Source organism: Pseudomonas sp. B1(2018) (genome assembly GCF_003097365.1).
Lineage (GTDB): Bacteria > Pseudomonadota > Gammaproteobacteria > Pseudomonadales > Pseudomonadaceae > Aquipseudomonas > Aquipseudomonas laurylsulfatiphila.
This window is the reverse complement of record NZ_PYUK01000004.1, coordinates 139,738-163,495: the sequence shown is the minus strand read 5'-3', so window position 1 is coordinate 163,495 and position 23,758 is coordinate 139,738. Positions and strand designations below refer to the sequence as shown.

General features: G+C 60.9%; 24 protein-coding genes and 1 riboswitch. Of the genes, 13 read left to right on the top strand and 11 right to left on the bottom strand.

The annotated features are described in order from the left end of the window. The first annotated feature begins 50 nt into the window (after positions 1-50). On the top strand, positions 51-1,484 hold the full coding sequence (locus C9422_RS07840) for a M48 family metalloprotease (RefSeq protein WP_116580243.1): 1,434 nt from the start codon (positions 51-53) through the stop codon (positions 1,482-1,484). Between the two features lie 78 nt (positions 1,485-1,562). On the opposite strand, the gene C9422_RS07835 is transcribed toward C9422_RS07840, so the two are convergent. The 4 genes from C9422_RS07835 to rpoE form a co-directional block, all read right to left on the bottom strand. Continuing rightward, positions 1,563-2,987 carry a DegQ family serine endoprotease gene (locus tag C9422_RS07835; protein WP_095966283.1) on the bottom strand — a complete coding sequence of 475 codons (1,425 nt, stop codon included), beginning with the start codon at positions 2,985-2,987 and terminating at the stop codon, positions 1,563-1,565. 178 nt (positions 2,988-3,165) lie between these two features. Further along, complete coding sequence (locus C9422_RS07825) at positions 3,166-4,125, bottom strand: MucB/RseB C-terminal domain-containing protein (RefSeq protein ID WP_116580241.1); 960 nt, start codon at positions 4,123-4,125, stop codon at positions 3,166-3,168. 8 nt (positions 4,126-4,133) lie between these two features. Further along, positions 4,134-4,721 carry a sigma-E factor negative regulatory protein gene (locus tag C9422_RS07820; RefSeq protein ID WP_116580240.1) on the bottom strand — a complete coding sequence of 196 codons (588 nt, stop codon included), beginning with the start codon at positions 4,719-4,721 and terminating at the stop codon, positions 4,134-4,136. A 31-nt stretch (positions 4,722-4,752) separates the two neighbouring features. Then, positions 4,753-5,334 carry an RNA polymerase sigma factor RpoE gene (gene rpoE, locus C9422_RS07815; protein ID WP_003172477.1) on the bottom strand — a complete coding sequence of 194 codons (582 nt, stop codon included), beginning with the start codon at positions 5,332-5,334 and terminating at the stop codon, positions 4,753-4,755. A gap of 552 nt (positions 5,335-5,886) precedes the next feature. On the opposite strand from rpoE, the gene nadB reads away from it, so the two are divergent. Continuing rightward, on the top strand, positions 5,887-7,503 hold the full coding sequence (gene nadB / locus C9422_RS07810) for an L-aspartate oxidase (RefSeq protein ID WP_116580239.1): 1,617 nt from the start codon (positions 5,887-5,889) through the stop codon (positions 7,501-7,503). Here nadB and C9422_RS07805 read toward each other — a convergent pair. Then, positions 7,472-7,924: a protein YgfX gene (locus C9422_RS07805; RefSeq protein WP_116580238.1), complete on the bottom strand. Its 453-nt coding sequence runs from the start codon at positions 7,922-7,924 to the stop codon at positions 7,472-7,474. The genes nadB and C9422_RS07805 overlap by 32 nt on opposite strands. Beyond that, positions 7,908-8,162 carry a succinate dehydrogenase assembly factor 2 gene (locus C9422_RS07800; protein ID WP_007979797.1) on the bottom strand — a complete coding sequence of 85 codons (255 nt, stop codon included), beginning with the start codon at positions 8,160-8,162 and terminating at the stop codon, positions 7,908-7,910. Before C9422_RS07800 ends, C9422_RS07805 begins: the two co-directional genes overlap by 17 nt. A 149-nt stretch (positions 8,163-8,311) precedes the next feature. Here C9422_RS07800 and C9422_RS07795 point away from each other — a divergent pair, with 149 nt between their 5' ends. Both C9422_RS07795 and C9422_RS07790 read left to right on the top strand, forming a co-directional pair. Then, complete coding sequence (locus C9422_RS07795; protein ID WP_116580237.1) at positions 8,312-9,253, top strand: folate-binding protein YgfZ; 942 nt, start codon at positions 8,312-8,314, stop codon at positions 9,251-9,253. A 34-nt stretch (positions 9,254-9,287) separates the two neighbouring features. Beyond that, complete coding sequence (locus C9422_RS07790; protein WP_116580236.1) at positions 9,288-10,109, top strand: HDOD domain-containing protein; 822 nt, start codon at positions 9,288-9,290, stop codon at positions 10,107-10,109. 134 nt (positions 10,110-10,243) lie between these two features. Here C9422_RS07790 and C9422_RS07785 read toward each other — a convergent pair whose 3' ends face one another. Next, positions 10,244-11,632 carry a sensor histidine kinase gene (locus C9422_RS07785; RefSeq protein WP_116580235.1) on the bottom strand — a complete coding sequence of 463 codons (1,389 nt, stop codon included), beginning with the start codon at positions 11,630-11,632 and terminating at the stop codon, positions 10,244-10,246. After that, complete coding sequence (locus tag C9422_RS07780; RefSeq protein WP_007979804.1) at positions 11,625-12,296, bottom strand: response regulator; 672 nt, start codon at positions 12,294-12,296, stop codon at positions 11,625-11,627. Before C9422_RS07780 ends, C9422_RS07785 begins: the two co-directional genes overlap by 8 nt. 442 nt (positions 12,297-12,738) lie before the next feature. Between C9422_RS07780 and C9422_RS07775 the strand changes: the two genes are divergently transcribed. Genes C9422_RS07775 through C9422_RS07760 form a run of 4 tightly spaced genes read left to right on the top strand, consistent with a single transcriptional unit; the run spans position 12,739 to position 16,782 of the window. Then, entirely contained in the window at positions 12,739-13,716 is a 978-nt protein-coding gene (locus tag C9422_RS07775) for a tripartite tricarboxylate transporter substrate binding protein (RefSeq protein WP_007979806.1), read from the top strand. A 58-nt stretch (positions 13,717-13,774) separates the two neighbouring features. Next, positions 13,775-14,233, top strand: a complete 459-nt coding sequence (locus C9422_RS07770; RefSeq protein ID WP_116580234.1) for a tripartite tricarboxylate transporter TctB family protein — start codon at positions 13,775-13,777, stop codon at positions 14,231-14,233. A 1-nt stretch (position 14,234) separates the two neighbouring features. Beyond that, positions 14,235-15,749, top strand: coding sequence for a tripartite tricarboxylate transporter permease (locus C9422_RS07765; RefSeq protein ID WP_007979812.1), 1,515 nt, complete (start codon positions 14,235-14,237; stop codon positions 15,747-15,749). Further along, positions 15,742-16,782 (top strand): AbrB family transcriptional regulator, encoded by a 1,041-nt coding sequence (locus tag C9422_RS07760; RefSeq protein ID WP_007979814.1) that lies wholly within the window; start codon positions 15,742-15,744, stop codon positions 16,780-16,782. Before C9422_RS07765 ends, C9422_RS07760 begins: the two co-directional genes overlap by 8 nt. A 161-nt stretch (positions 16,783-16,943) precedes the next feature. Here C9422_RS07760 and ung read toward each other — a convergent pair whose 3' ends face one another. Beyond that, positions 16,944-17,636 (bottom strand): uracil-DNA glycosylase, encoded by a 693-nt coding sequence (ung, locus tag C9422_RS07755; RefSeq protein WP_007979816.1) that lies wholly within the window; start codon positions 17,634-17,636, stop codon positions 16,944-16,946. 132 nt (positions 17,637-17,768) lie between these two features. On the opposite strand from ung, the gene C9422_RS07750 reads away from it, so the two are divergent. Further along, on the top strand, positions 17,769-18,881 hold the full coding sequence (locus C9422_RS07750; protein ID WP_116580233.1) for an enoyl-CoA hydratase/isomerase family protein: 1,113 nt from the start codon (positions 17,769-17,771) through the stop codon (positions 18,879-18,881). 121 nt (positions 18,882-19,002) lie between these two features. On the opposite strand, the gene C9422_RS07745 is transcribed toward C9422_RS07750, so the two are convergent. Together C9422_RS07745 and C9422_RS07740 are read right to left on the bottom strand one after the other, a co-directional pair. Next, positions 19,003-19,455 carry a hypothetical protein gene (locus C9422_RS07745; protein WP_116580232.1) on the bottom strand — a complete coding sequence of 151 codons (453 nt, stop codon included), beginning with the start codon at positions 19,453-19,455 and terminating at the stop codon, positions 19,003-19,005. 167 nt (positions 19,456-19,622) lie between these two features. Next, positions 19,623-19,880 carry a hypothetical protein gene (locus C9422_RS07740; RefSeq protein ID WP_116580231.1) on the bottom strand — a complete coding sequence of 86 codons (258 nt, stop codon included), beginning with the start codon at positions 19,878-19,880 and terminating at the stop codon, positions 19,623-19,625. Positions 19,881-20,163: 283 nt separating this feature from the next. Then, positions 20,164-20,264: riboswitch (guanidine-I (ykkC/yxkD leader) on the top strand. Positions 20,265-20,324: 60 nt separating this feature from the next. On the opposite strand from C9422_RS07740, the gene C9422_RS07730 reads away from it, so the two are divergent. From C9422_RS07730 to C9422_RS07715, 4 genes are read left to right on the top strand one after another with little or no spacing between them, the layout of a single operon-like run. Further along, positions 20,325-21,392 (top strand): putative urea ABC transporter substrate-binding protein, encoded by a 1,068-nt coding sequence (locus C9422_RS07730; RefSeq protein WP_116580229.1) that lies wholly within the window; start codon positions 20,325-20,327, stop codon positions 21,390-21,392. 15 nt (positions 21,393-21,407) lie between these two features. Beyond that, positions 21,408-22,223, top strand: coding sequence for an ABC transporter permease (locus C9422_RS07725; protein WP_116580228.1), 816 nt, complete (start codon positions 21,408-21,410; stop codon positions 22,221-22,223). After that, positions 22,220-23,008 (top strand): ABC transporter ATP-binding protein, encoded by a 789-nt coding sequence (locus C9422_RS07720; protein WP_116580227.1) that lies wholly within the window; start codon positions 22,220-22,222, stop codon positions 23,006-23,008. The genes C9422_RS07725 and C9422_RS07720 overlap by 4 nt, the downstream gene beginning before the upstream one ends. A gap of 13 nt (positions 23,009-23,021) precedes the next feature. Beyond that, positions 23,022-23,747 carry an urea amidolyase associated protein UAAP1 gene (locus C9422_RS07715; RefSeq protein WP_116580226.1) on the top strand — a complete coding sequence of 242 codons (726 nt, stop codon included), beginning with the start codon at positions 23,022-23,024 and terminating at the stop codon, positions 23,745-23,747. Positions 23,748-23,758 lie beyond the last annotated feature (11 nt).

Here is a 23,758-nt window from a genome sequence, read left to right as displayed (position 1 = left end):
AACGCCGGTGTCCGGCTACAGTAAGGTCTTTGTCGACTAAGGCTTTGTGCATGACATTTTTGCGCCCTACCCTGCTGACGCTCGCTTGCCTGCTCGCCTCACCGGGCTTCGCCGACGACCTGCCGTCACTCGGCGACGCCAGTTCTGCCATTGTCTCGCCACAACAGGAATACCAGCTCGGCCGCGCATGGCTGGCCATGTTGCGCAGCCAGGTTTCGCAGCTAAACGATCCCCAACTCAAGGATTACGTGGAATCCAGCGTTTACCGTCTGGTGGAGACCAGCCAGGTCACCGACCGGCGCCTGGAGTTCATCCTGATCAACAGCCCGCAGCTCAACGCCTTTGCGGCGCCGGGCGGGATCGTCGGGGTCAACGGTGGCTTGTTCCTTAATGCCCAGACCGAAGGCGAATATGCCTCGGTACTGGCGCACGAACTGGCTCACTTGTCGCAGCGCCACTTTGCCCGGGGCATCGAAGCACAAAAACGCATGCAAGTGCCGATGATGGCGGCATTGCTGGCGGGTATCGTGGTAGCAGCCGCAGGTGGCGGTGACGCCGGGATTGCAGCCATTGCCGGCACACAGGCGGCAGCCATTCAGGAACAGCGGCGATTCTCCCGCCAGAACGAACAGGAAGCCGACCGCATCGGCCTCCTCAATCTGGAAAAAGCCGGTTACGATCCCCGCTCAATGCCAACCATGTTCGAGCGCCTGGGGCGTCAGTACCGCTACGATGCCAAGCCACCGGAGTTCCTGCTGACTCACCCGGTCACCGAATCGCGTATCGCCGACACCCGCAACCGCGCCGAACAGTTTCCAACGGGTGGCGTTGAAGACAGCATGCGCTACCAACTGATCCGCGCACGCGTACAGCTGATCTATGAAGAAACCCCGGGGCTCGGCGCCAAGCGCTTCCGCGCCCAGCTCGACGAAAACCCGAAAAACGACGTGGCGCGCTACGGCCTGGCGATCGCCCAGATCAAGGGCGGCCAACTGAACGAAGCCCGGGAAAACCTCAAGCAGTTGCTGGCCAAGGCACCGAACGAAATCATCTACAACCTCGCTCAGGTCGATCTGGACATCACCAACAATCGCCTGGCGGATGCCCAGTCCCGGGTCGACCGCCTGATGTCCCAATTCCCCGGCAACTACCCGCTGAACCAGGTGCGCGTCGACCTGCTGCTCAAGCAAAACCGTACCGCAGATGCGGAGAAAGCCCTCGAAGGCCTGCTCAAGTCACGACCGGATGACCCGGACGTGTGGTATCAGGTTGCCGAGACGCGTGGCCTGTCGGGCAATATCATCGGCCTGCATCAGGCGCGCGCCGAATACTTTGCCCTGGTCGGGGACTACAAACAGGCCATTCAGCAACTGGACTTCGCCAAACGCAAGGCCGGCAGCAACTTCCCGCTGTCTTCGCGGATCGACGCGCGGCAACGCGAGCTGATGGAACAGGAGCGCATGATCAAGGACATGATGGGCTGACGCCCTCGCAGATAAAAAGTCCGGACGTAAAAAAACCGCCTCTTTCGAGGCGGTTTTTTATTCAGCCATCAACCGGGTTTATTCAGCCAGTTTGAAGGTGATGAAGCTCGCACGACCTTGACGCAGTACCCGCATCGACACCGAACGGTTCTTTGGCAGCGCCTTGGCGATGTCCGCGAACTCCTTGGCGGAACCGATGGCCTGATTGTTCAGGTGGGTGATCACATCACCCGGCTGCAGGCCGATCATGGCGGCAGGACCGTCCTGCACTTCCTTGATCACCACACCACCTTTGAGGTCATAGGTTTTCTTCTGGTCGTCAGTCAGTTCGACCACGGAAACACCGAGGCGATTGCTGCTGCGCTCGATGCTGGATTTTGGCTCGGCGCCCATTTCCTTGTCTTCATCCGGAATGGCACCGACGGTCAGCTCGACATTTTTGCGCTTGCCGTCACGAATGACTTCCAGATCGGCCTTGGCACCAGCCTTCAATGCGCCAACAAGATGCGGCAGGTCGGCCGACATGACGATTGGCTGACCGTTCATGCTCAGGATCACGTCGCCCACTTGCAGACCACCCTTCGCAGCCGGGCCATCATCCTGGATCTGGGCAACCAGCGCACCCGCCGGTTTCTCCAGGCCGAACGACTCGGCGAGGTCCTTGCTCACTTCCTGAATCACCACGCCCAACCAGCCACGGCTGACCTTGCCACCAGATTTCAGCTGATTGGAAACATCCATGGCCACGTCGATCGGGATTGCAAACGACACGCCCATGAAGCCACCGGAACGGGTATAGATCTGCGAGTTGATCCCGACCACTTCGCCGTTCAGGTTGAACAGCGGGCCACCCGAGTTACCCGGGTTGATCGGCACGTCGGTCTGGATGAACGGCACATAGTTTTCGTTCGGCAGACTGCGACCGACGGCGCTGACGATGCCTTGGGTCACCGTGTGGTCGAAGCCGAACGGCGAACCGATAGCAACCACCCATTGGCCGGCCTTCAGGTCCTGGGATTTACCGAGCTTGAGCACCGGCAGATCCTTGCCTTCGATTTTCAGCAGCGCCACGTCGGAACGTGGATCGGTGCCGACAAGCTTGGCCTTCATTTCGCTGCGATCGGCCAGACGGACGAGGATTTCGTCCGCGTCGGCGATCACATGGTTATTGGTCAGGATGTAGCCGTCAGACGAGATGATAAAACCCGAACCCAGGGAAGTTGCCTCGCGTTGACGGTCGCGCGGAGAACGCGATTGCGGCGGCATGCCCCGCTCGAAGAATTCGCGCAGCATTGGCGGCAGGCCTTCAAGATCGGGCATTTGCTGGCTGACTTTGCGATCCGGCAGCTTTTGCGTGGTACTGATGTTCACGACCGCGGGCGAGGCCTGTTCGACCAGTTGCGTAAAGTCAGGCAATTCGACCGCTTGGGCGGTGACCGCCTGACCGAGCACCAGCACGGTGGCAATAATGGAAAGGTAGGACTTCAAGCGTGGTATCGACATACGGCTCCCGTTACGACGAGCAGGGTTAAGCGATATGGAGCAAGGAACACCGGGAACAATACGCCGGTATTTTTGTTCCGGGAACAACAAACAAGGCCAGAGCCGAGGGGCTCTGACCTATAAGAAATTTACGGGTTTTTTGCAAATTGAAATGCTCACGAAACATTTCGAATTCAGCTCACTGCTGGGTTGCAGTGGCATCGGTGCGCATTGAAAGCGCTATCCGTTCAGCAGTACCGACCGGTATCTCGCCGACGACGGTCACCATCATGTCACCCTGTGCCGTGGTCAAGCGCCGGGAAACCGCAACGGTCGGCCCCAACTGAGTACGGGTATCGGTGACGGTTGCACCATTCAACGGTTCGAGGAATACCGAAAAACGCGCCAGTCCATCGTCGTACATCAGGCTATTGACCTGGGTCTTGGTCTGCGGATCCTTTCGAGCGGTGCTGCTGGTCAGCTCGAAGCCGGGTGGCAACCAGTCGGAATGCCAGACCTGGGCTGCCTTGACGGCAGAGGCCTTGTCACTGTCGAGGTTGACCGGCTTGCAATCATTGCTGGCCTGCAGATCCTTTTCGGAAGGAACGTCGGCCGTATCCAGTTGCGTGAACTGGAAGCGCTCCAGCAACCGTCCCTTGTCGTCCAACAACAAAGACTTCAGAGGCAGGCCGGTTTCCTTGTCCAGATGCAGTTCAAAACCGTAGCGGTGTTGATCCCGAGGTTTGAGCGATACGATCACCGCCGAACGCCCGGCGACACGCGACTTGCCGATGACGGCGAGGTCATACCAATTCTTGAGCTTTTGAGGGTCGAGTGCACGGGCAGCGGAGTTGGGGGAGTCCCCCAGCCCTGCTATCAGTGTGCCGCTGACGCATTGAGTATGCCCATCAATGCGAACGACTTCCTGAGCGGAGCCGTCGAGCTGGATCAATCGCTCGCGGACCTTTCCATCCTGGACCAGGTGCCAGATGTTATGGGTAGAAAAACTACCGTTACGCTCGTAGACGAAAGTACCCTGAAAGCTTTGCTGCTGCTCTGCCTGGCCCAGGCGGGTCAACCAGTCCTGGGCATCATCAGCTTGGGCTGGAACGATGAACCAGCCGCTGAGCAGAAGCGAAAGTAGAGGTATGGCGCGCATGATCCTCCTTAACGGTTTTCCAGACTTGCCGCACGAGCGTAAGGCAGAGCGCTCTCAGTACCTTTCAGTGCAGCCTGTTGTGCATGTTGGCGCAAGTAGCCTGGCAGACGCTGATCGTGCCAGCCTGGTTGACCTTGCAAAACGCCATTGGCCATTGGGCCTGTAGCTTCCGAACTCTCATTGTAGCCTGCCAGAACAGCAGGGCCTTTTACTTGAGGAACGGCCAGTGCGGGTTGACTGGATTGCTGGGCCAGTTCGGCACCTGCGATCTCATCCTGGTTGTACAGACGCACACCGGCCAGTACCGCCAGGGTCACAGAAGCTGCGACCGCCAGACGACCCAGGCTGCGCCATGGACCGCGGGACGCTTTTGCCGGTGAGGCTTCGTCAGCCAGGGCAGCAGAAACAGCCGCAGCGATGTCCAGGCGTGGAAGCAGCAGATCCTTGTGCATCACTGCCCGAGCGATCTGATAACGAGCCCAGGTGTCACGGGTTTCAACATCGTCGCAGGCATTCAATACCCGACGCAATTCCAATTCGTCCGCTTCGTTATCCATCACTGCGGACAGCGATTCCTGCAGGGCTTCACGACTCATGGCGTTCCTCTCTTGGCTGTCGCCGCTGTCTTTAGTTTTCCTGCAACAACGGCTGCAGGGCTTTGTCGATGGCCTCCCGGGCGCGGAAAATCCGGGAGCGCACGGTGCCTACCGGACATTGCATGACGCTCGCAATGTCCTCGTAACTCAGACCATCAAACTCACGTAAAGTTAAAGCCGTACGCAAATCTTCCGGCAGTTGCTGAATGGTTCGATGGACGGTGCCTTCGATCTCATCCCGCAGCAAAGCCCGTTCTGGCGACTCGAGATCCTTGAGGCCATGATCGCCATCGTAGAACTCTGCATCTTCGGAACTGACATCGCTATCCGGCGGCCGACGGCCGCGTGAAACCAGATAGTTTTTCGCCGTGTTGATGGCGATGCGGTAAAGCCACGTATAAAACGCGCTGTCTCCGCGAAAATTTCCAAGTGCACGGTACGCCTTGATAAAGGCTTCTTGTGCCACATCCTGGGCTTCATGGGTGTCGTGCACAAAACGCACGATCAACCCGAGAATTTTGTGCTGGTATTTCAGCACTAGCAGATCGAAAGCACGCTTGTCGCCGCGCTGAACGCGTTCGACCAGTTGCTGATCCTCTTCCTGGGTTAGCATGAACACTCCTCGATGAGCTCGGAGGAGGCTTGCAGAAGTAAACCACCAGACTTGCAAACATAGACTCGGGCTTTTCGCAAAAGTTCTCCCCCTCCAGGCAAGTTTCCTGCGGGCTCTGATTTGGCACGCACGAAAAGCGCAGCGCGAGTGGGCCCGGCTGCGCGAATAATCTTGTCATCGGATTCTTCGCCAGGGATCGAACTGCAATCCTGTACTGAATCCGACGCTGTCCCTTGTTTCAGGCAACGGTCTATTGATCTTGGCCCTTTGGCAAAAGTTCCAAATATTTATAGCTGCGCCGAACCGACATTGTGCAACCGTGAAGCGAAAAAGACTGTTAAATCGGCGATACAGTCATTCTCGCGCGCAACGGGCAGAAAAACATCCGACGAAGCGCCCGACATTTTGCGTCACAGTAGTTTCACAATGCCATGCTGGCTCGGGTATTGTGCCGTCCCCCCCCTCTATATACTAGTGGGCTGTGCGGCTGACTCGACTCGCCAGTCCAGCTGCGCCACCCCCGACCCGGGTCGCTTTGAGCGGAATCCTGAAATGAGCCAACAGTTTCAACACGATGTTCTGGTAATTGGCAGCGGTGCTGCCGGCTTGAGCCTTGCGCTGACCTTGCCCGGTCATTTGCGCATTGCCGTATTGAGCAAAGGCAACCTCGCCAATGGCTCGACGTTCTGGGCCCAGGGTGGCGTTGCCGCCGTGCTGGACGACACCGACACCGTTGAATCCCATGTCGACGACACGCTCAATGCCGGCGGCGGCCTGTGCCATGAAGACGCGGTGCGCTTTACCGTCGAGCACAGCAAGGAAGCGATTCAATGGCTGATCGACCAGGGCGTGCCTTTTACCCGCGATGAACAGTCGGGCAATGAAGATGGCGGGTTCGAGTTCCACCTGACCCGCGAAGGCGGTCACAGCCATCGGCGCATCATCCACGCCGCCGATGCCACGGGCGCTGCCATTTTCACAACCCTGCTCGAGCAGGCCAGGAAACGACCGAACATCGAACTGCTGGAGCAGCGGGTTGCGGTAGACCTGATCACCGAGAAACGCCTGGGACTCGAAGGTGATCGCTGCCTCGGTGCTTATGTGCTCAATCGCGGCACCGGCGAAGTCGATACCTATGGTGCCCGCTTTGTGATCCTCGCCTCCGGGGGAGCGGCCAAGGTTTACCTGTACACCAGTAACCCCGACGGCGCCTGCGGCGATGGCATCGCCATGGCCTGGCGCTCAGGCTGCCGGGTGGCGAACCTGGAGTTCAACCAGTTTCACCCCACCTGCCTGTATCACCCGCAGGCCAAGAGTTTCCTAATCACCGAAGCCCTGCGCGGCGAGGGTGCCCACCTCAAGCTGCCCAACGGCGAGCGCTTCATGCAGCGCTTCGATCCACGGGCAGAACTGGCGCCACGGGACATCGTCGCCCGGGCCATCGACCATGAAATGAAACGCCTGGGTATCGATTGCGTCTATCTGGACATCAGCCACAAGCCCGAATCCTTTATCAAGACGCACTTCCCGACGGTGTACGAACGCTGCCTGGAATTTTCCATCGACATCACCAGACAGCCGATTCCGGTGGTCCCGGCGGCGCACTACACCTGCGGTGGCGTGATGGTCGATCAACAGGGCCGCACCGACGTGCCGGGGCTGTACGCCATTGGCGAAACCAGTTTCACCGGCCTGCACGGCGCCAACCGCATGGCCAGCAACTCGCTGCTTGAATGTTTCGTTTATGCCCGCTCGGCGGCCACGGACATTCTCGAGCAGTTGCCCCGAGTTCCGATGCCCGCCCCCCTTCCCGCCTGGGATGCGAGCCAGGTCACCGATTCCGATGAAGACGTGATCATTGCGCACAACTGGGATGAGCTGCGGCGGTTCATGTGGGACTACGTTGGCATCGTGCGCACCAACAAGCGCCTGCAACGGGCACAACACCGCGTGCAATTGTTGCTGGATGAAATCGACGAGTTCTATAGCAACTACAAGGTCAGCCGGGATTTGATCGAGCTGCGCAACCTGGCCCAAGTGGCCGAGCTGATGATTCTGTCAGCCATGGAGCGCAAGGAAAGCCGTGGCCTGCATTACACCCTCGACTACCCGGACATGTTGCCGGTCGCGCTGGACACTATTCTGGTGCCGCCCACCTACGTCGGCTGAACTTGAGCCGGACCCGCAGGCGTCGGTGCACATCCGCCGCCTGCGCATCCCGGGGCACGCAAATGGCCCTGACCCGGCGCTCACCCCGCAGACGGAAACGCAAGACCACCACCAACGGCAGCGCCAGGCTGTCCGGCCTCAGCTGGACGGGCTGCCAACCCTTGGCCTGACTCCACAACTGCCAGCCATCGGCATCGCGCCGCAAGCCGCAAATGGCCTGCGGATGGGTCAGCAAGATTTGCCGGGGCAACAGCCAGACGCCGTGAGCCACGCACAGCACAACGCCGAGCGCGCTGGCCCAGAGCGGAATTGACAGTAAAAACAACGAACCCAGCGCGAACAGCTGGGCCAGCAGATACGCCGCCAGCAACTGCCGTGAGGCATGCCAGCGGCATTCGAACGTATTACTTGGGCTGGACACGATCCAGGATCATGCGAACCATGCGTTGCAGCTCGGGATCTTCCGATTCGCTGCGTTCCATGAACCAGCCGAACATGTCCTGATCTTCACACGTCAGCAGTCGGACGTACAACGCGCGATCCACCTCGTTGAGCGTTGCGTAAACCTCTTTCGTGAACGGTACCAGCAACACGTCAAGCTCAAGCATGCCACGGCGGCTGTGCCAAAAGAGGCGGTTCAGTTCAACATCTTCGACCATGGAGCGCTCCTCAAATAGGCCGCAAGTATACAGGCCCGCGCCCGGTCGAACAGTCGGCTTTGGTCGGGCACCGATGATCCTTTGTGAACTACCCATTTCGAAGGCGGCCCCTTATGATGTCCACCAGACTTTTTACCCTGCGATGACCCATGGCCGATTCTGCTTTTTTCTGCACGCTTTCTCATGAAGGTGTTCTCGCGGTCCGCGGCGCGGACGCCAGCAAATTCCTGCAAGGCCAACTGACCTGCAATCTCAACTACCTGAGCGATTCCCGGGCCAGCCTCGGTGCGCGCTGCACGCAGAAAGGCCGGATGCAATCGAGTTTCCGCATCCTGCTCGAAGGTGACGGCGTGGTCTTGGCCATGGCCAGCGAATTGCTCGAACCGCAACTGGCGGACCTGAAAAAATACGCGGTGTTCTCCAAATCGAAACTGACCGACGAAAGTGCCGCCTGGGTCCGCTTCGGCATTGACCATGGCGACGCCGCACTGGCCAGCCTCGGCCTGGACCTGCCGACAGAAACCGACAGCGTCGTGCGCAACGATGGGCTGATCGCCATCCGTGTCTCACCGCAACGCGCCGAGTTGTGGGTCGCCGCAAGTCTTGCCGATACGGTCAAAGGCAAGCTGTCGGCGGTGCTGAGCGAAGGTGACCTGAATCAATGGTTACTGGGCCAGGTCCGTGCCGGGATCGGCCAGGTCATGCCCGGCACCCGCGAGTTGTTCATCCCGCAGATGCTCAACCTGCAAGCGGTCGGTGGCGTGAGCTTCAAGAAAGGTTGCTACACCGGCCAGGAAATCGTCGCACGCATGCAGTACCTGGGCAAGCTCAAGCGTCGCCTGTATCGCCTGCAACTGGCTGCCGGCGAGCTGCCGGAACCGGGTACGGCGCTGTTCTCCCCGACCCATGGCAGCTCTATCGGCGAAGTGGTGCTGGCTGCCCGCAGCGGGCAAAACATTGAACTCCTGGCGGTGTTGCAAGCCGAAGCGGCAGACAGTGGAGACATCCACCTGGGGGCGCTCGAAGGGCCGTCCTTGCAGCTGCTCGACCTGCCTTATGAACTGGACCGCGATCGCGAAATCCAGCAATAACGGCAGCACTTGGCGTTACACCTAGAGAGACTCAATGAGCGAGCTGGCGGAAAAGGTCCAACAGGATTTGGTTGAGGCCATCAATAACGATGACCTGGTTCTGCCAACGTTACCGGAAGTGGCCCTGCAAATTCGCAAGGCCGCCGAAAACCCGGAAGTCAGCGTCAGTACCCTGAGCAAAGTGATCGGCCGTGATACCGCGCTGTCGGCGCGCCTGATCAAAGTGGTCAACAGCCCGCTGTTGCGCGCGACCCAGGAAGTGACCGACCTGCACACCGCGATCACTCGCCTGGGCATCAACTACAGCTGCAACCTGGCGATCGGCCTGGTCATGGAGCAGATTTTCCACGCCCGCTCCGACGTGGTAGAACAGAAAATGCGCGAAGTCTGGCGCAAAAGCCTGGAAATCGCCGGCGTCAGCTATGCCCTGTGCCGCAGTTATACCCGGCTCAAGCCCGACCAGGCTGCTCTTGGCGGGCTGGTGCATCAAATTGGCGTGCTGCCGATCCTGACCTACGCCGAAGATCACTATGAACTGCTGTCCGACCCGGTCAGCCTCAACCATGTGATCGACCGGATACATCCCCTGATCGGCGAAAAACTGCTCAAGGTCTGGGACTTTCCCGACATGCTGGTGCAGGTACCGCAGCTCTACCTGAATTTCAAACGCCAGTCGGCGCAGATCGACTATGTGGATCTGGTGCAGGTGGCCAGCCTGTATTGCCACAAGGACACCGACCATCCGTTCGCTCGTATTGACCCGTTGAGCGTGCCGGCCTTCAATGCACTGGGCATCGACATCGACGACGAGGCGATGTGCGCCGACCTGGAAGAAACACGGTCGATGTTTTACTGATCATTGTGGCGAGGGAGCTTGCTCCCGCTGGGGCGCGAAGCGGCCCTCCTTTCCCCTAAAGAGCAGGGGACTGCTGCGCAGTCCAACTGGACGGTGCGGCGGTCCGACAAGCTCCCTCGCCACAGTAGGTCTGCTCACCCCCCCGCAACAAAACTCACCCGCACCTTCAACCCCGCCCGCTCTCCATCGTGCAGGCTGATCTGCGCCAGATGCGCGCGGCAGATCTCGCCGACAATCGCCAATCCCAACCCTGAACCGGCCACTTGCTGATTGCGCCGGTAAAAGCGTTCGAATACCCGGTCGCGCTCCTCAAGAGGAATGCCGGGGCCATCATCTTCGACTTCCAGCACGGCGGGAGCCGAGACCCGCAGAATCACATTGCCGCCCGGCGGCGTGTGAGCCAGTGCGTTATCCACCAGATTGCTCAGCAGTTCGTTCAATAGCGTCGGCTCGCCCCGCAACCAGACGGGTTCATCCGCTTCCAGCGCCAGCGCGATGCCGCGCTTGTGGGCCAACGGCGCCATGGCCATGCCCAGTTCCCGAGCCAGTTGACTGAGGTCGAGCAACTGCGCGCCCCCCTCGGCAATCGCCCGGGCGCCATTTTCGACCCGTGCCAGGGAAAGCAACTGATTGGCCAGATGGGTCAAGCGGTCAGTGCCCTGGGCGGCGGTCTCCAGCGTGCTGCGCCAGGTCTCGGGCTCGGCCGCGCGCATGCCCAGCTCCAGTCGCGCCTTGAGGGCTGCCAATGGCGTGCGCAGCTCGTGGGCGGCATCGGCAATGAATTGCGCCTGCTTCTCGAACTGTCCACGTAGACGCTCGGTAAAGTGATTGAGGGCGCGCACCAGCGGCCACAATTCGCGCTGCACTTCCACCAACGGCAAGGGGCGCAGATCGTCCGGCTGGCGCTCTTCCACCGCCGTGCGCAAGCGCTCCAGCGGGCGCAACGCAGCACTCACCGCAAACCACACCAGCATCAACGCACCGATTGCCAGCATGCCCAGGCGCAGCAACGTATCTGCCGCCAGACTGCGGGCCATGCTGACGCGCGCTTCATCGGTTTCGGCCACGCGGATTTCCGCCATGCCGTTCATGTTGGGCTCGCTCACGGGCTTGAGCAGGCTCACCACGCGCACGTTCTGCCCGCGGTACTGGGCGTTGTAGAAGCGTGCCAGCGCCGGGTAGTCATCGGTACGCGGCGTTCCCGGCGGTGGCGCGGGCAGGTTTTCGTAACCGGAAATCAGCTTCTGATTGATATCGTTGACCAGGTAGAAAATTCGCCCGGCACTGTCGTAGGCAAAGGTATCGAGAGCCACGTAGGGCACGTCGGCACTCAGGGTGCCGTCGCGCTGGGAGACGCCGGCGGCGATGGTGCGCGCCGAGGCCAGCAAGGTCCGGTCATAGGCCGTGTCGGCGGCTTCACGACCGTTCCAGTAGGCGCTCAACCCGCTGGCCAGCATCAACACCACCAGCAACAGCGCCAGGTTCCACAGCAACCGCCAGCGCAGGCTGCTGGGCTTATGCATCGCGGCTTTCCAGCAAGTAACCGAGGCCACGGAAGGTCACGATGGCGACCGGCTGGCCATCCAGTTTCTTGCGCAGGCGGTGCACGTAGATTTCGATCGCATCGGGACTGGCCTCTTCATCCAGACCGAACACTTGCGACGCCAGTTGCTCCTTGCTCATCACCCGACCGGGACGCGCGATCAGGGCTTCGAGTACCGCCTGCTCGCGAGAAGTCAGGGTCAGCAATTCTTCACCAAGAGTGAAACGCCGGGTTTCCAGGTCATAAGCCAGCACACCACAACGCTGGATACGTTCACCGCCCAGCACACTGCGGCGCAGCAACGCCTTGACCCGGGCTTCGAGTTCGGTCAGTTCGAAAGGCTTGGCCAGGTAATCGTCGGCGCCGAGGTTCAGGCCATGGACCCGATCCTTGACGTCGCTGCGGGCGGTCAGCATCAACACCGGCAGGTTCTTGCCCCGCGCCCGCAGGCGCGCCAGCACTTCGAAACCATCCATGCGCGGCAAGCCGACATCGAGGATCGCCATGGCGTATTCCTCGCTGCCCAGCGCCAGGTCGGCGGCCACGCCATCGTGCAGGACGTCCACGGTCAGCCCGGTGCTCTTGAGCGCCTGGGCGACACTTTCGGCGAGCTGCAAATGGTCTTCGACGAGCAGGACACGCATGGATCTATACCTCGTTCAGGGATGGCCGACGCCATTCTTTGGCGCGGAGTTTACAGCCGCAATCACCGCTGTGAAGCCCGAAAAACCGTGAAAGCCCGCTGAAAGGTTAGCGAAAGGTTGGGTCGTTAGAGTCACCCCACGGATGGTTTCGACTGCCGACCATCGAATCGTAGTTTGAAAACGTGCTTTGACATGTAACTACCGAAAAACGCCTCGAAGCGTTTTCGCCAATAAGAACAATAAACGAGGTACTGCACCATGCTGTCCACACAGCTTCAGGCTTGCCCGCCCCGCCCTTTCTCTCGTTCCCCGATGTTTACGCTTGCCAGCGCCGAAGCCGGCTGCCCGTCGTTCGATCCGTGCGGATTCGAACACGCCGGCACCGCGCGAAATCGTCGCACCTGAATCATCCCGAAAAACAAAAACTCCACTGGAGACAAAAATGAATCGTTCAATGCGCCGTTTCGCCCTCGCCGCCAGCTGTGTGCTGTTCGCCGGCCAACTCATGGCCGAGCCTAAACGCCCGGAATGCATCGCCCCGGCCTCGCCCGGTGGTGGTTTCGACCTGACCTGCAAGCTGGCGCAAAGCGCGCTGGTCAACGAAAAACTGCTGACCAAACCGATGCGGGTGACCTACATGCCCGGCGGTGTCGGCGCGGTGGCGTACAACGCGGTGGTCGCCCAGCGTCCTGCCGATGCCGGTACGTTGGTGGCCTGGTCCAGTGGTTCGCTGCTGAACCTGGCCCAAGGCAAGTTCGGTCGTTTCGATGAAAGCAATGTGCGCTGGCTGGCCGCCGTCGGCACCAGCTACGGCGCTATCGCGGTGAAGAGCGATTCGCCCTACAAGACCCTCGACGATCTGGTCCAGGCCCTGAAGAAAGATCCGAGCAAAGTGGTGATCGGTTCCGGCGGCACCGTCGGCAGCCAGGACTGGATGCAGACTGCGCTGATCGCCAAGGCCGCCGGGATCAACCCGCGTGACCTGCGTTATGTGGCCCTCGAAGGTGGCGGCGAGATCGCCACGGCCCTGCTCGGCGGTCATATCCAGGTTGGCAGCACCGACATTTCCGACTCCATGCCACACATCCAGAGCGGTGACATGCGTCTGCTGGCGGTGTTCTCCGACAAGCGTCTGGACGAGCCGGAAATGAAGGACATCCCGACCGCCCGCGAACAAGGCTACGACATCGTCTGGCCGGTGGTTCGCGGCTTCTACCTGGGGCCGAAGGTCAGCGACGAGGACTACGCCTGGTGGAAAGACTCCTTCGACAAACTGCTGGCTTCACCGGAGTTCGCCAAGTTGCGCGACCAGCGTGAACTGTTCCCGTTCGCCATGACCGGCCCGGAGCTGGACACCTATGTGAAGAAGCAGGTCGCGGACTACAAAGTGCTGGCCAAAGAGTTCGGCCTGATCCAGTGATCGTCTCTGTCTAGCGGCTGCGACTCCGTTTGGCGGAGTCGCGGCACAGGAGTTCCTCATGCTCTTACAACGCATTTTTGCTTCGGTGCTGTTGCTGGCCTGTGTCGGCCTGGCATTGATGGCGTGGCCGTACCAAGCGGCTTTTTCCTACGAACCGGTGGGGCCTCGGGCTTTTCCATTGCTGATGCTCGGCCTGATGGGCTCAGCGCTGTTGTACATGGTGTTCCGTCCGGCGCCGATCAAGCACAGTGCTGACGAGCCGCCGCTGGATCGCGAAACCCTGACCAAGATCGGCATCTGCGTGGTGCTGTTGCTGGTGTTCGCCGGTACCTTCGAACCCCTGGGTTTCATCGTCGCCAGCATCCTGATCGGCGTGCCCATGGCACGACTGTATGGCGGTCGCTGGGTGCCAAGCATCGTGATCATCAGCTTGATGGCCGTCGGCCTCTACCTGCTGTTCGACAAGTTGATGGACGTACCGCTGCCCTTGGGCGTGCTCGACGTTCTGGAGAACTGATATGGATACTCTTGGCTATTTGGGTCAGGGTTTCGGCGTCGCGCTGAGCCCGTACAACCTGGTGACTGCACTCTGCGGCACCCTGATCGGCACCGTGGTCGGCCTGTTGCCGGGCCTGGGGCCGATCAACGGCGTGGCGTTGCTGATTCCGATCGCATTCGCCCTCGGCCTGCCACCGGAGTCGGCACTGATCCTGCTGGCGGCGGTGTACCTGGGTTGCGAATACGGCGGCCGGATCAGCTCGATTCTGCTGAATATTCCAGGCGAAGCGTCCACCGTGATGACCACCCTCGACGGTTACCCGATGGCACGTAAAGGCCTGGCCGGTGTAGCACTGTCGCTGTCGGCATGGAGCTCGTTCATCGGTGCCTTTATCGCGACCTGCGGCATGGTGCTGTTCGCCCCGCTGCTGGCGAAATGGGCGATTGCCTTCGGCCCCGCGGAATATTTCGTACTGATGGTGTTTGCGATTGTCTGCCTCGGCGGCATGGCCGGTGACCGTCCGCTGAAGACGTTCATCGCGGCGCTGATCGGTCTGTTCCTGTCGACCGTCGGCATCGACGCCAACAGCGGTGTGTATCGCTTCACCGGGGACAACATTCACCTGACCGACGGCATCCAGTTCGTCGTGCTGGTGCTGGGCTTGTTCTCCATCAGCGAAATCCTCCTGCTGCTGGAAAAAACCCACCACGGCCAGGAAGCGGTCAAAGCCACCGGCCGGATGATGTTCAACTTCAAGGAAGCGGCGTCGGTGTTCGTGGTGAACATCCGTTGCGGTGTACTGGGTTTCATCATGGGCGTATTGCCGGGTGCCGGTGCGACCCTGGCCAGTGCCGTGGCCTACATGACCGAAAAACGCATGGCGGGTGCCAAGGGTACTTTCGGCCAGGGTGACATGCGCGGCCTGGCGGCGCCGGAAACCGCCATCGGTGGCGCGGCTTGCGGTGCGCTGGTGCCGATGCTGACCCTCGGCGTTCCAGGTTCCGGCACCACGGCGGTGATGATCGGTGCATTGTCGCTGTACAACATCACCCCGGGCCCGCTGCTGTTCCAGCAGCAACCGGACATTGTCTGGGGTCTGATCGCTTCGTTGTTCATCGCCAACGTGATGCTGGTGATCCTCAATATCCCGATGATCCGCATCTTTACCCGCATCCTCGCCGTGCCGAACTGGGCACTGGTGCCGGTGATCGCGATCATCACCGGGATCGGTGTCTACGCGGTGCACGCGACAACGTTCGATCTGTTCCTGATGATCGGCATCGGCATCTTCGGTTATATCCTGCGCAAGCTGGACTTCCCGCTGTCGCCGGTATTGCTGGGCTTCATCCTCGGAGGATTGATGGAACAAAACCTGCGCCGCGCCCTGTCGATTTCCAACGGTGCGCTGGAAATCCTCTGGTCGAGCCCGATCACCTTCGGTTGCTGGATCCTGACGGCGATCATGCTGCTGATGCCACTCATCCGTATCTGGCGCAAACGTTCGGCCGCGCAACGCATCATCCCCGATGTCTGATCGAACACCGTTCAAAGCCTGGTGGGGAACCCCGCTGGTCGGCCTGCTGGGCGGTTACCTCGCCAGCCAGGTCGGCTGGCCTTTGCCGTGGATGGTCGGCTCGTTGCTGGCGATCATCCTCGTGCGTTGCCTGACCCCCTGGCAACTGGCCGAAATCCCTGGCGGCCGCAAGTGCGGCCAGTGGATCGTCGGCATCGGTATCGGCCTGCACTTCACCCCGCTGGTGATGGAGCAGGTGCTGAGTCATTTCGGCCTGATCTTCTTCGGTGCGTTGGTCACCAGCCTGTCCGCCGTGGTCGGCGTGTGGCTGATGCGCCGTACCGGTGAAGATCGCGCCACCGCGTTCTTTTCCAGCATGCCCGGCGGTTCCGGGGAGATGGTCAACCTCGGCGCGCGTAATGGCGCGGTGCTCAGCCATGTAGCGGCGGGGCAAAGTTTGCGGGTGTTGGTGGTGGTGCTGTGCGTACCGGCAGCCTTCAAGTATCTGCTGGGTGACGGTGCGCCGATTGCCCACGCGGGCAGCATCGATTGGCGCTGGCTGGCGGTGCTGTTTCCTGCTGGCGCATTGGCGGCCTGGATCTGGGAACGCCTGCGGCAACCCAACCCCTGGCTGTTCGGGCCGTTGCTGGTCAGTGCGGCAGTCAGCATCGGCTGGGATCTGCACATCGGCTTGCCCAATGGCGGTAGCCAGATCGGCCAGTGGTTGATCGGCAGCGGCCTGGGTTGTCACTTCAACCGGCAGTTTTTCCGGCGTGCACCATCGTTCATGGGCCGCACCTTGATCGGCACGGTGCTGACCATGCTGATTGCGACTGCAGCAGCCTTGGGTTTGAGTGCGCTGACCCACCTGGATCTGCGCTCACTGACATTGGGCATGATGCCGGGCGGTATCGCCGAGATGAGCCTGACGGCGGAGACCCTGCAGCTGTCGGTGCCGCTGGTGACGGCGATGCAGGTGATGAGGTTGTTGTTTGTGCTGTTTCTGGCGGAGCCGTTGTTCAAGTACTGGAATCGCAATCCGGATTCAGACTGATAGACCTGTGGCGAGGGAGCTTGCTCCCGCTGGGCTGCGAAGCAGCCCCCCCCCTTTCCACATCCGGATTCTACAGTCACACCGCATATGCAGGATTTACGGCTGCTGCGCAGCCGAGCGGGAGCAAGCTCCCTCGCCACAAAGGCCCGCCCGGGCAATCATCAAACCGGCGGCAACCGCCACTCGATCGGCGACTCGCCATTCTGCTCCAGAAACTTGTTGGTGCGGCTGAAGTGCCCGCAACCGAGGAAGCCGCGATAGGCGGACAGCGGTGACGGGTGCACCGAGGTCAACACCAGGTGCTTGGTCGCATCGATCAGCTTCTGCTTGCTCTGGGCATGGGCGCCCCACAGCATGAACACCAGGTGCGGCTGCTGTTGGCTGACCACCTCAATGACCCGATCGGTGAAAAACTGCCAGCCCTTGTCCTTGTGGGCATTGGCGTTGGCGCGTTCGACGGTCATGGTGGTGTTGAGCATCAGCACGCCCTGATCGGCCCAGCTCTGCAGGTAGCCATGATTGGGGATGTCGATGTTCAGGTCGCGCTTGAGCTCTTTATAGATGTTCACCAGCGACGGTGGCGCCGGCACGCCGGGTTGCACCGAGAAGCACAAACCGTGGGCCTGGCCCGGGCCGTGATAAGGATCCTGGCCGAGGATCACCACCTTGACCTTGTCCAGCGGCGTGGAATTGAGCGCGTTGAAAATCATCGGCCCCGGCGGATAGATCTCCTTGCCGGCCGCCCGCTCCTGTTGCAGGAAATTTCGCAACTCTGCCATGTAGGGCTGGTCGAATTCGGCACGCAGTGCCTCCTTCCAGCCCGGTTCGAGTTTAATACGGTCGTCAGCAGTCATGGTTACATCCGGCAAAAACAATGGGGCGAACCCTAGGAAAGCTCACCACGCTTGTCAATTGATCTGATGCAGATCCGGCACTTTCCCACACAGCGATCATACTTAACCCTCAAATTCCCGATCGAGGTCACGATGAATCTGCACTTCGAAGAACTCACCGGCACCGACGGCGCGCGCATCGGCATCGCCAGCCTGGATGCCGAAAAATCCCTGAACGCCCTGTCCCTGCCGATGATCAACGCCCTGCGCGACCGCATGGAAGCCTGGGCCAAAGACCCGCAGATCGTCTGCGTCCTGTTGCGCGGCAATGGCGCCAAGGCCTTTTGCGCCGGCGGTGAAGTGCGCAGCCTGGTGGAAGCCTGTCGCGTCCACCCGGGTGAAGTACCGCCACTGGCTGCGCAGTTTTTTGCGGCGGAATATCGCCTGGACTTCAAACTGCATACCTACCCCAAGCCGTTGATCTGCTGGGGGCACGGTTATGTGCTAGGCGGTGGCATGGGACTGTTGCAAGGCGCGAGCACCCGTATCGTCACGCCGAGCAGCCGCCTGGCCATGCCGGAGATCAGCATCGGCCTGTACCCGGATGTTGGCGCCAGCTGGTTCCTGTCGCGCCTGCCCGGCAAGCTCGGGTTGTTCCTGGGCCTGACCGGCGCGCACATGAACGGCCGCGATGCCATCGATCTGGACCTGGCGGATCGTTTCATGCTCGATGAGCAGCAGCCGGAGCTGATCGAGGGCCTGCTGCAATTGAACTGGCAGGAACAGACACCCATGCAGCTCAACAGCCTGCTCAAGGCCTTGCAGCAGGAAGCCGTGGCGCAGATGCCCGAAGCCCAGTGGTTGCCGCGCCGTCGTCAGATCGACGAGTTACTGGATGTCAGCGATGTGCGTTGCGCCTGGAAGGCCATCAGCGCCCTGCGCGACCACAGCGATCTGTTGCTCAGCCGCGCGGCCAGGGCCCTGAGTGAAGGCGCGCCGCTGACCGCTCATCTGGTATGGGAACAGATCATCCGTGCCCGGCACCTGTCGCTGGCCGAAGTCTTCCAGATGGAATACACCCTGAGCCTCAATTGCTGTCGTCATCCGGAATTCAGCGAAGGCGTACGTGCGCGGTTGATCGACAAGGACCAGAAGCCGCACTGGCACTGGCCGGACATCAACAACGTGCCGGACGCGGTGGTCGAGGCGCATTTTCACAAGGCCTGGGAAGGTCGGCATCCGCTGGCGGATTTGTCCGAATACTGAAAACTGCACACAACACTGTGGGAGCGGGCTTGCTCGCGAAGGCGGAGTATCAGTCAACATCAATGTTGCTGAGATAACGCCTTCGCGAGCAAGCCCGCTCCCACATTAGAACTGCGATTGGCTAGCGGTGACCGCCCCGTCCGTTGTGATCGCCACGCCCACCACGATTGCTGCGCCCATCGTGACCGCGATAGTCATTGTTCCAGCCTCCGCGGTTACGGCCGTCCCAGCCATGGTTCTGATGCGCGCGGTAGTCACCCCGCGACGGCTGGTAATAACGAGGGGCCGACTGGTAATGGCGCGACGGTTGATACATCCGCGGCTGCGAGTAATAGCGCGGTGTCGGCTGGTAATACCGCGCAGGCGGCATGTAGTACCGGGGCGGCGGTGTGTAGTAACCGCCGCCATTGGAGTAGTAGGAACTCCCTCCGGCGTAATAGGTTGGTGATGGCGAGGTATAGACCTCGGAACTGTAATAACTGCCTCCTTCATCGTAGTAAGGCACGCACCCACCCAGTGACAATCCCAATACAGCAAGCAGAAGAATTCGCCGTAGCGTTTTTTGACAGAGCATGGCGGCCTCCTGGACCGCGGGTGAGCCACACCAGCGACGCTGGCAGGCGACAGTCAAATATTCGCTGACTGTCGAAAGATCAGACATCGAATTCGGGATCTGGTGCGTCACTGAAACAAGTAGAAACATCTGCCCGATGAAAGGTTTTTCATCTATTCATGCCCTGATTAACGGTGCCCACCGCGATATCCACCACCGTGATGTCCACCGCCGTAATACCCGTGGCCACGGGAGTAACCATGCCCACCGTAGTAATAGGCGCGATAACCACCGTAATAACCCGGACCGTAGTAACCGTAGTAATAGGGCGAGTAGTAACCGGGGTAGTAATAAGATCCCCCGTAGACGTCGGCGGGACCGTCGTAGTAGTAGCAGCCAGACAGTCCGAGACCAAGCACTGCCCCCAACAACAATCGACGTAACATGGCGGCCTCCGTAAAGACCTGTGACAGCAGTCGGCACACACCGACTGACATCTGTTTTGACTGGCAATCCCCTGCCAAGTGCGACGTTGCACCCACCTTCTGATCAGCGGCGGACAGGTTCCAATGCGGTGCACCCGCGCACCATCACAAGGCAGTGCGCCCCTTCCATCAACACCGTCGATCTCCCTGTCGCCCACGCTAGAGCGCTCGGGCCAACTTGGCACGCCTCTCGCTTTAACAACCCCGTGCAGGAGTCACTACAGGTTCGCGGCACCACAATTTGCAAATGGCTGACTAGGGTTCCGGCTCGCAATCGCGAGTGACTGGTCCGAGAGTTGGCGACCTCCAGTTGAGGTTACACGGCGGGACAAAAGCCCGGGAGACAAGCCACCGTTAACGGTGCCGCTGCCGTCCTGTGCGTCCTTGATCAACTGGAGAACCACCATGTCCCAGCTTCGTTTACCCGCCCTGCTCGCCGCTGCGTTCGCCGCCCTCGTGAGCTTCTCGTCCCAGGCCGCCCAGAAAGACCACTTCAGCGTGTGCTGGACCATTTACGCCGGCTGGATGCCGTGGGAGTACGCCGGCAGCCAGGGCATCGTCGATAAATGGGCGAAGAAGTACGGCATCCAGATCGATGTGGTGCAGCTCAATGACTATGTCGAATCGATCAACCAGTACACCGCCGGCCAGTTCGACGGCTGCACCATGACCAACATGGATGCACTGACCATTCCCGCCGCTGGCGGCGTCGACAGCACCGCGCTGATCGTCAGCGATTTCTCCAACGGCAACGACGGCATCGTGCTCAAGGGCGAAGGCAAGAAAGTCGCCGACCTCAAGGGCATGGACGTCAACCTGGTGGAGCTCTCGGTCTCCCATTACCTGCTGGCCCGGGCCCTGGATTCGGTGGACCTCACCGAGAAGGACCTGAAAGTGGTCAACACCTCCGACGCCGATATCTCGGCCGCCTTCAACACCGATCAGGTCAACGCCGTCACCACCTGGAACCCGATGCTCTCGGACATCAAGGCCAAGCCCGCGGTGACTGAAGTGTTCAATTCGAGCCAGATCCCCGGCGAAATCATGGACATGATGGTGGTCAACAGCGCCACCCTCAAAGACAACCCGGCCCTGGGCAAGGCACTGACCGGTGCCTGGTTTGAAGTGGTCGAGTTGATGAACGCGAAAAACGCCGTCGGCAAAGCCGCACTGGAACACATGGCCAAGGCCTCGGGCACTGACCTGGCGGGTTTCCAGGCGCAACTGGACACCACCCGATTGTTCGCCACGCCCAAGGAAGCTCTGGCATTCAGCACCAGCAAGCAACTGCCGGAAACCATGCGCAAAGTCGCCGAGTTCTCCTTCCAGCACGGCTTGCTGGGTGAAGGCGCCAAGGACACCAGCGCGGTCGGCATGGCCTTCGCCAACGGCGTGACCAGCGGCGACAAAGGCAACCTCAAGCTGCGCTTCGACCCGAGCTACGTGCAGATGGCCGCCGACGCCAAGCTGTAATCAGGAGAACCGGCCATGCGCCTGATCAACCGTCACCCGGACCGCCCGAGTCGCCTGTTGTTGGTGATCCTGCCCTTCGCCCTGGTGCTGTTCGCCTATTTCATGGGCTCGGCCGAGCGACTGGCGGACAACCCCAACGACAAGCTGCTGCCCAGCGCCGTGCAGATGACCGATGCGGTGAAACGCCTGGCCTTCGTGGCCGACACCCGCACCGGCGACTACCTGCTCTGGCAGGACACGGCATCCAGTCTGCAACGCCTGGCCATCGGCCTGGGCATCAGCGCCCTGGCCGGGCTGTGCCTGGGCATCGCCGCCGGCACCCTGCCGCTGTTCGGTGCGCCGTTGTCACCCTTGCTGACGGTGCTGTCGATGGTGCCGCCGCTGGCGATCCTGCCGATCCTGTTCATCGTCTTCGGCCTGGGGGAATTGTCGAAAGTGATGCTGATCGTCATCGGCATCACGCCGGCGCTGGCCCGGGACCTGGAACAGCGTGCCCGGGAGATTCCCGTGGAACTGCTGATCAAGGCCCAGACCCTCGGCGCATCCACCTGGACCCTGATGCTGCGGGTGGTGCTGCCGCAACTGCTGCCACGGCTGTTGATCTCGCTGCGCTTGATGCTCGGCTCGGCATGGCTGTTCCTGATCGCCGCCGAAGCCATTGCCTCCACTGATGGCCTTGGCTACCGGATCTTCCTGGTGCGCCGCTACCTGGCGATGGACGTGATCTTGCCCTACGTGGTCTGGATCACCCTGCTCGCCTGGCTGATGGATTGGGGCCTTAAACGCCTGACCCTGCGCGCGTTCCCCTGGTATGAGGGGGCCGCCAAATGAGCTTCATCACCGTTAAAAACGTCTGGCAGCAATACGCCGACCAGGTGGTGCTCGAAGGCCTCAACCTGAACGTCAACGAGGGTGAGTTCTGCACACTGGTGGGGGCGTCCGGTTGTGGTAAATCGACCTTTCTGCGTCTGCTGCTCGGCCAGGAACGCGCCAGTCGCGGCGAGATCCTGCTCGACGGCCAGCCCTTGGCCGGTGAACCGGATGCCAGCCGTGGCGTGGTGTTCCAGCGCTACTCCGTGTTCCCGCACCTGAGCGTGCTGGACAACGTCGCCCTCGGCCTCGAACTGCCGCGTTCGCCCTTGCTCGGGCGCCTGTTCGGCAGTGCGAAAAAGGAGGCGCGCGAACAGGCCTCGGTGCTGCTGCACAAAGTCGGCCTCGGCCATTCGCTGGACAAGTACCCGGCGCAGCTCTCCGGCGGCATGCAACAACGGCTGGCCATCGCCCAGGCGCTGATCATGAAGCCGCGGGTGTTATTGCTCGACGAACCCTTCGGCGCCCTCGATCCGGGCATCCGCAAAGACATGCACGCTTTGCTCCTGGAGCTGTGGCGCGAGACCCGGCTGACGGTGTTCATGGTCACCCATGACCTGTCCGAAGGCTTCAGCCTCGGCACCCGCCTGCTGGTGTTCGACAAGGTCCGTCTCGACCCGCATGCGCCCGGTCGCTATGGCGCACGCATCACCTACGACATCCCTTTGAACAGCGACCGCCGCGCCCAGTGCAGAGCCGTCGACGCCCTGCCGCTGCCGGTGGCGGGCACGCTTCGTATCGCTTAGAGGATTTTTCACAATGACTGATTCGACTCAGCTGTTCCCGCCCTTCGCCGAAGAAATGCTCCCCGGCGGCGGCCATCGTTCCTTCGTGCTCAAGCGCGGCCAATTGCTGCGCCTGACCGACCTGCGCGGCGGCGCCAACGTCAGCCTGACACTGCTCAACGCCAATGAAAAAACCGAGCGCCTGAACCTGCCCGACAGCCTCAAATGCCAACACACCGCCAAGCTCACCGCCGGCCACTGCCTGTACTCGGACATGGGCCGTGTGCTGGCCGCCATCACTGCCGACACCTGCGGCTGGAGCGACAGCCTGGGCGGCGTGCTCTGCGCCGAAGAAGTGGTAGAAAAATACGGCGCGGGCCGCTACCAGGAACTGCGCAACGGCTTCTTCCGCAACGGCACCGACAACCTGCTGGTGGAACTGGGCAAGTGGGGGTTGGGCCTGTCCGACCTGCTGATGACCCTCAACCTGTTCAGCCGCGTGAACGTCGATGACACCGGGCGCTTCCATTTCGTCGAGGGCAATTCCAAGGCTGGCGACTACATCGAGTTGTACGCACCGATGGACACCCTGGTGGTGCTCACCGCCCTGCAGCACCCGATGGACCCGTCGCCGGAATACGCGCCGAAACCACTGAAGCTCAGCTGGATGAACGCCGACGCCAGCGTCGCCGAACACTGCCGCACCTCGCGCCCGGAAAACGAGCGCGGCTTCATCAACACCGACCGTCTGTTCGCCTGAGGATCGCTGCC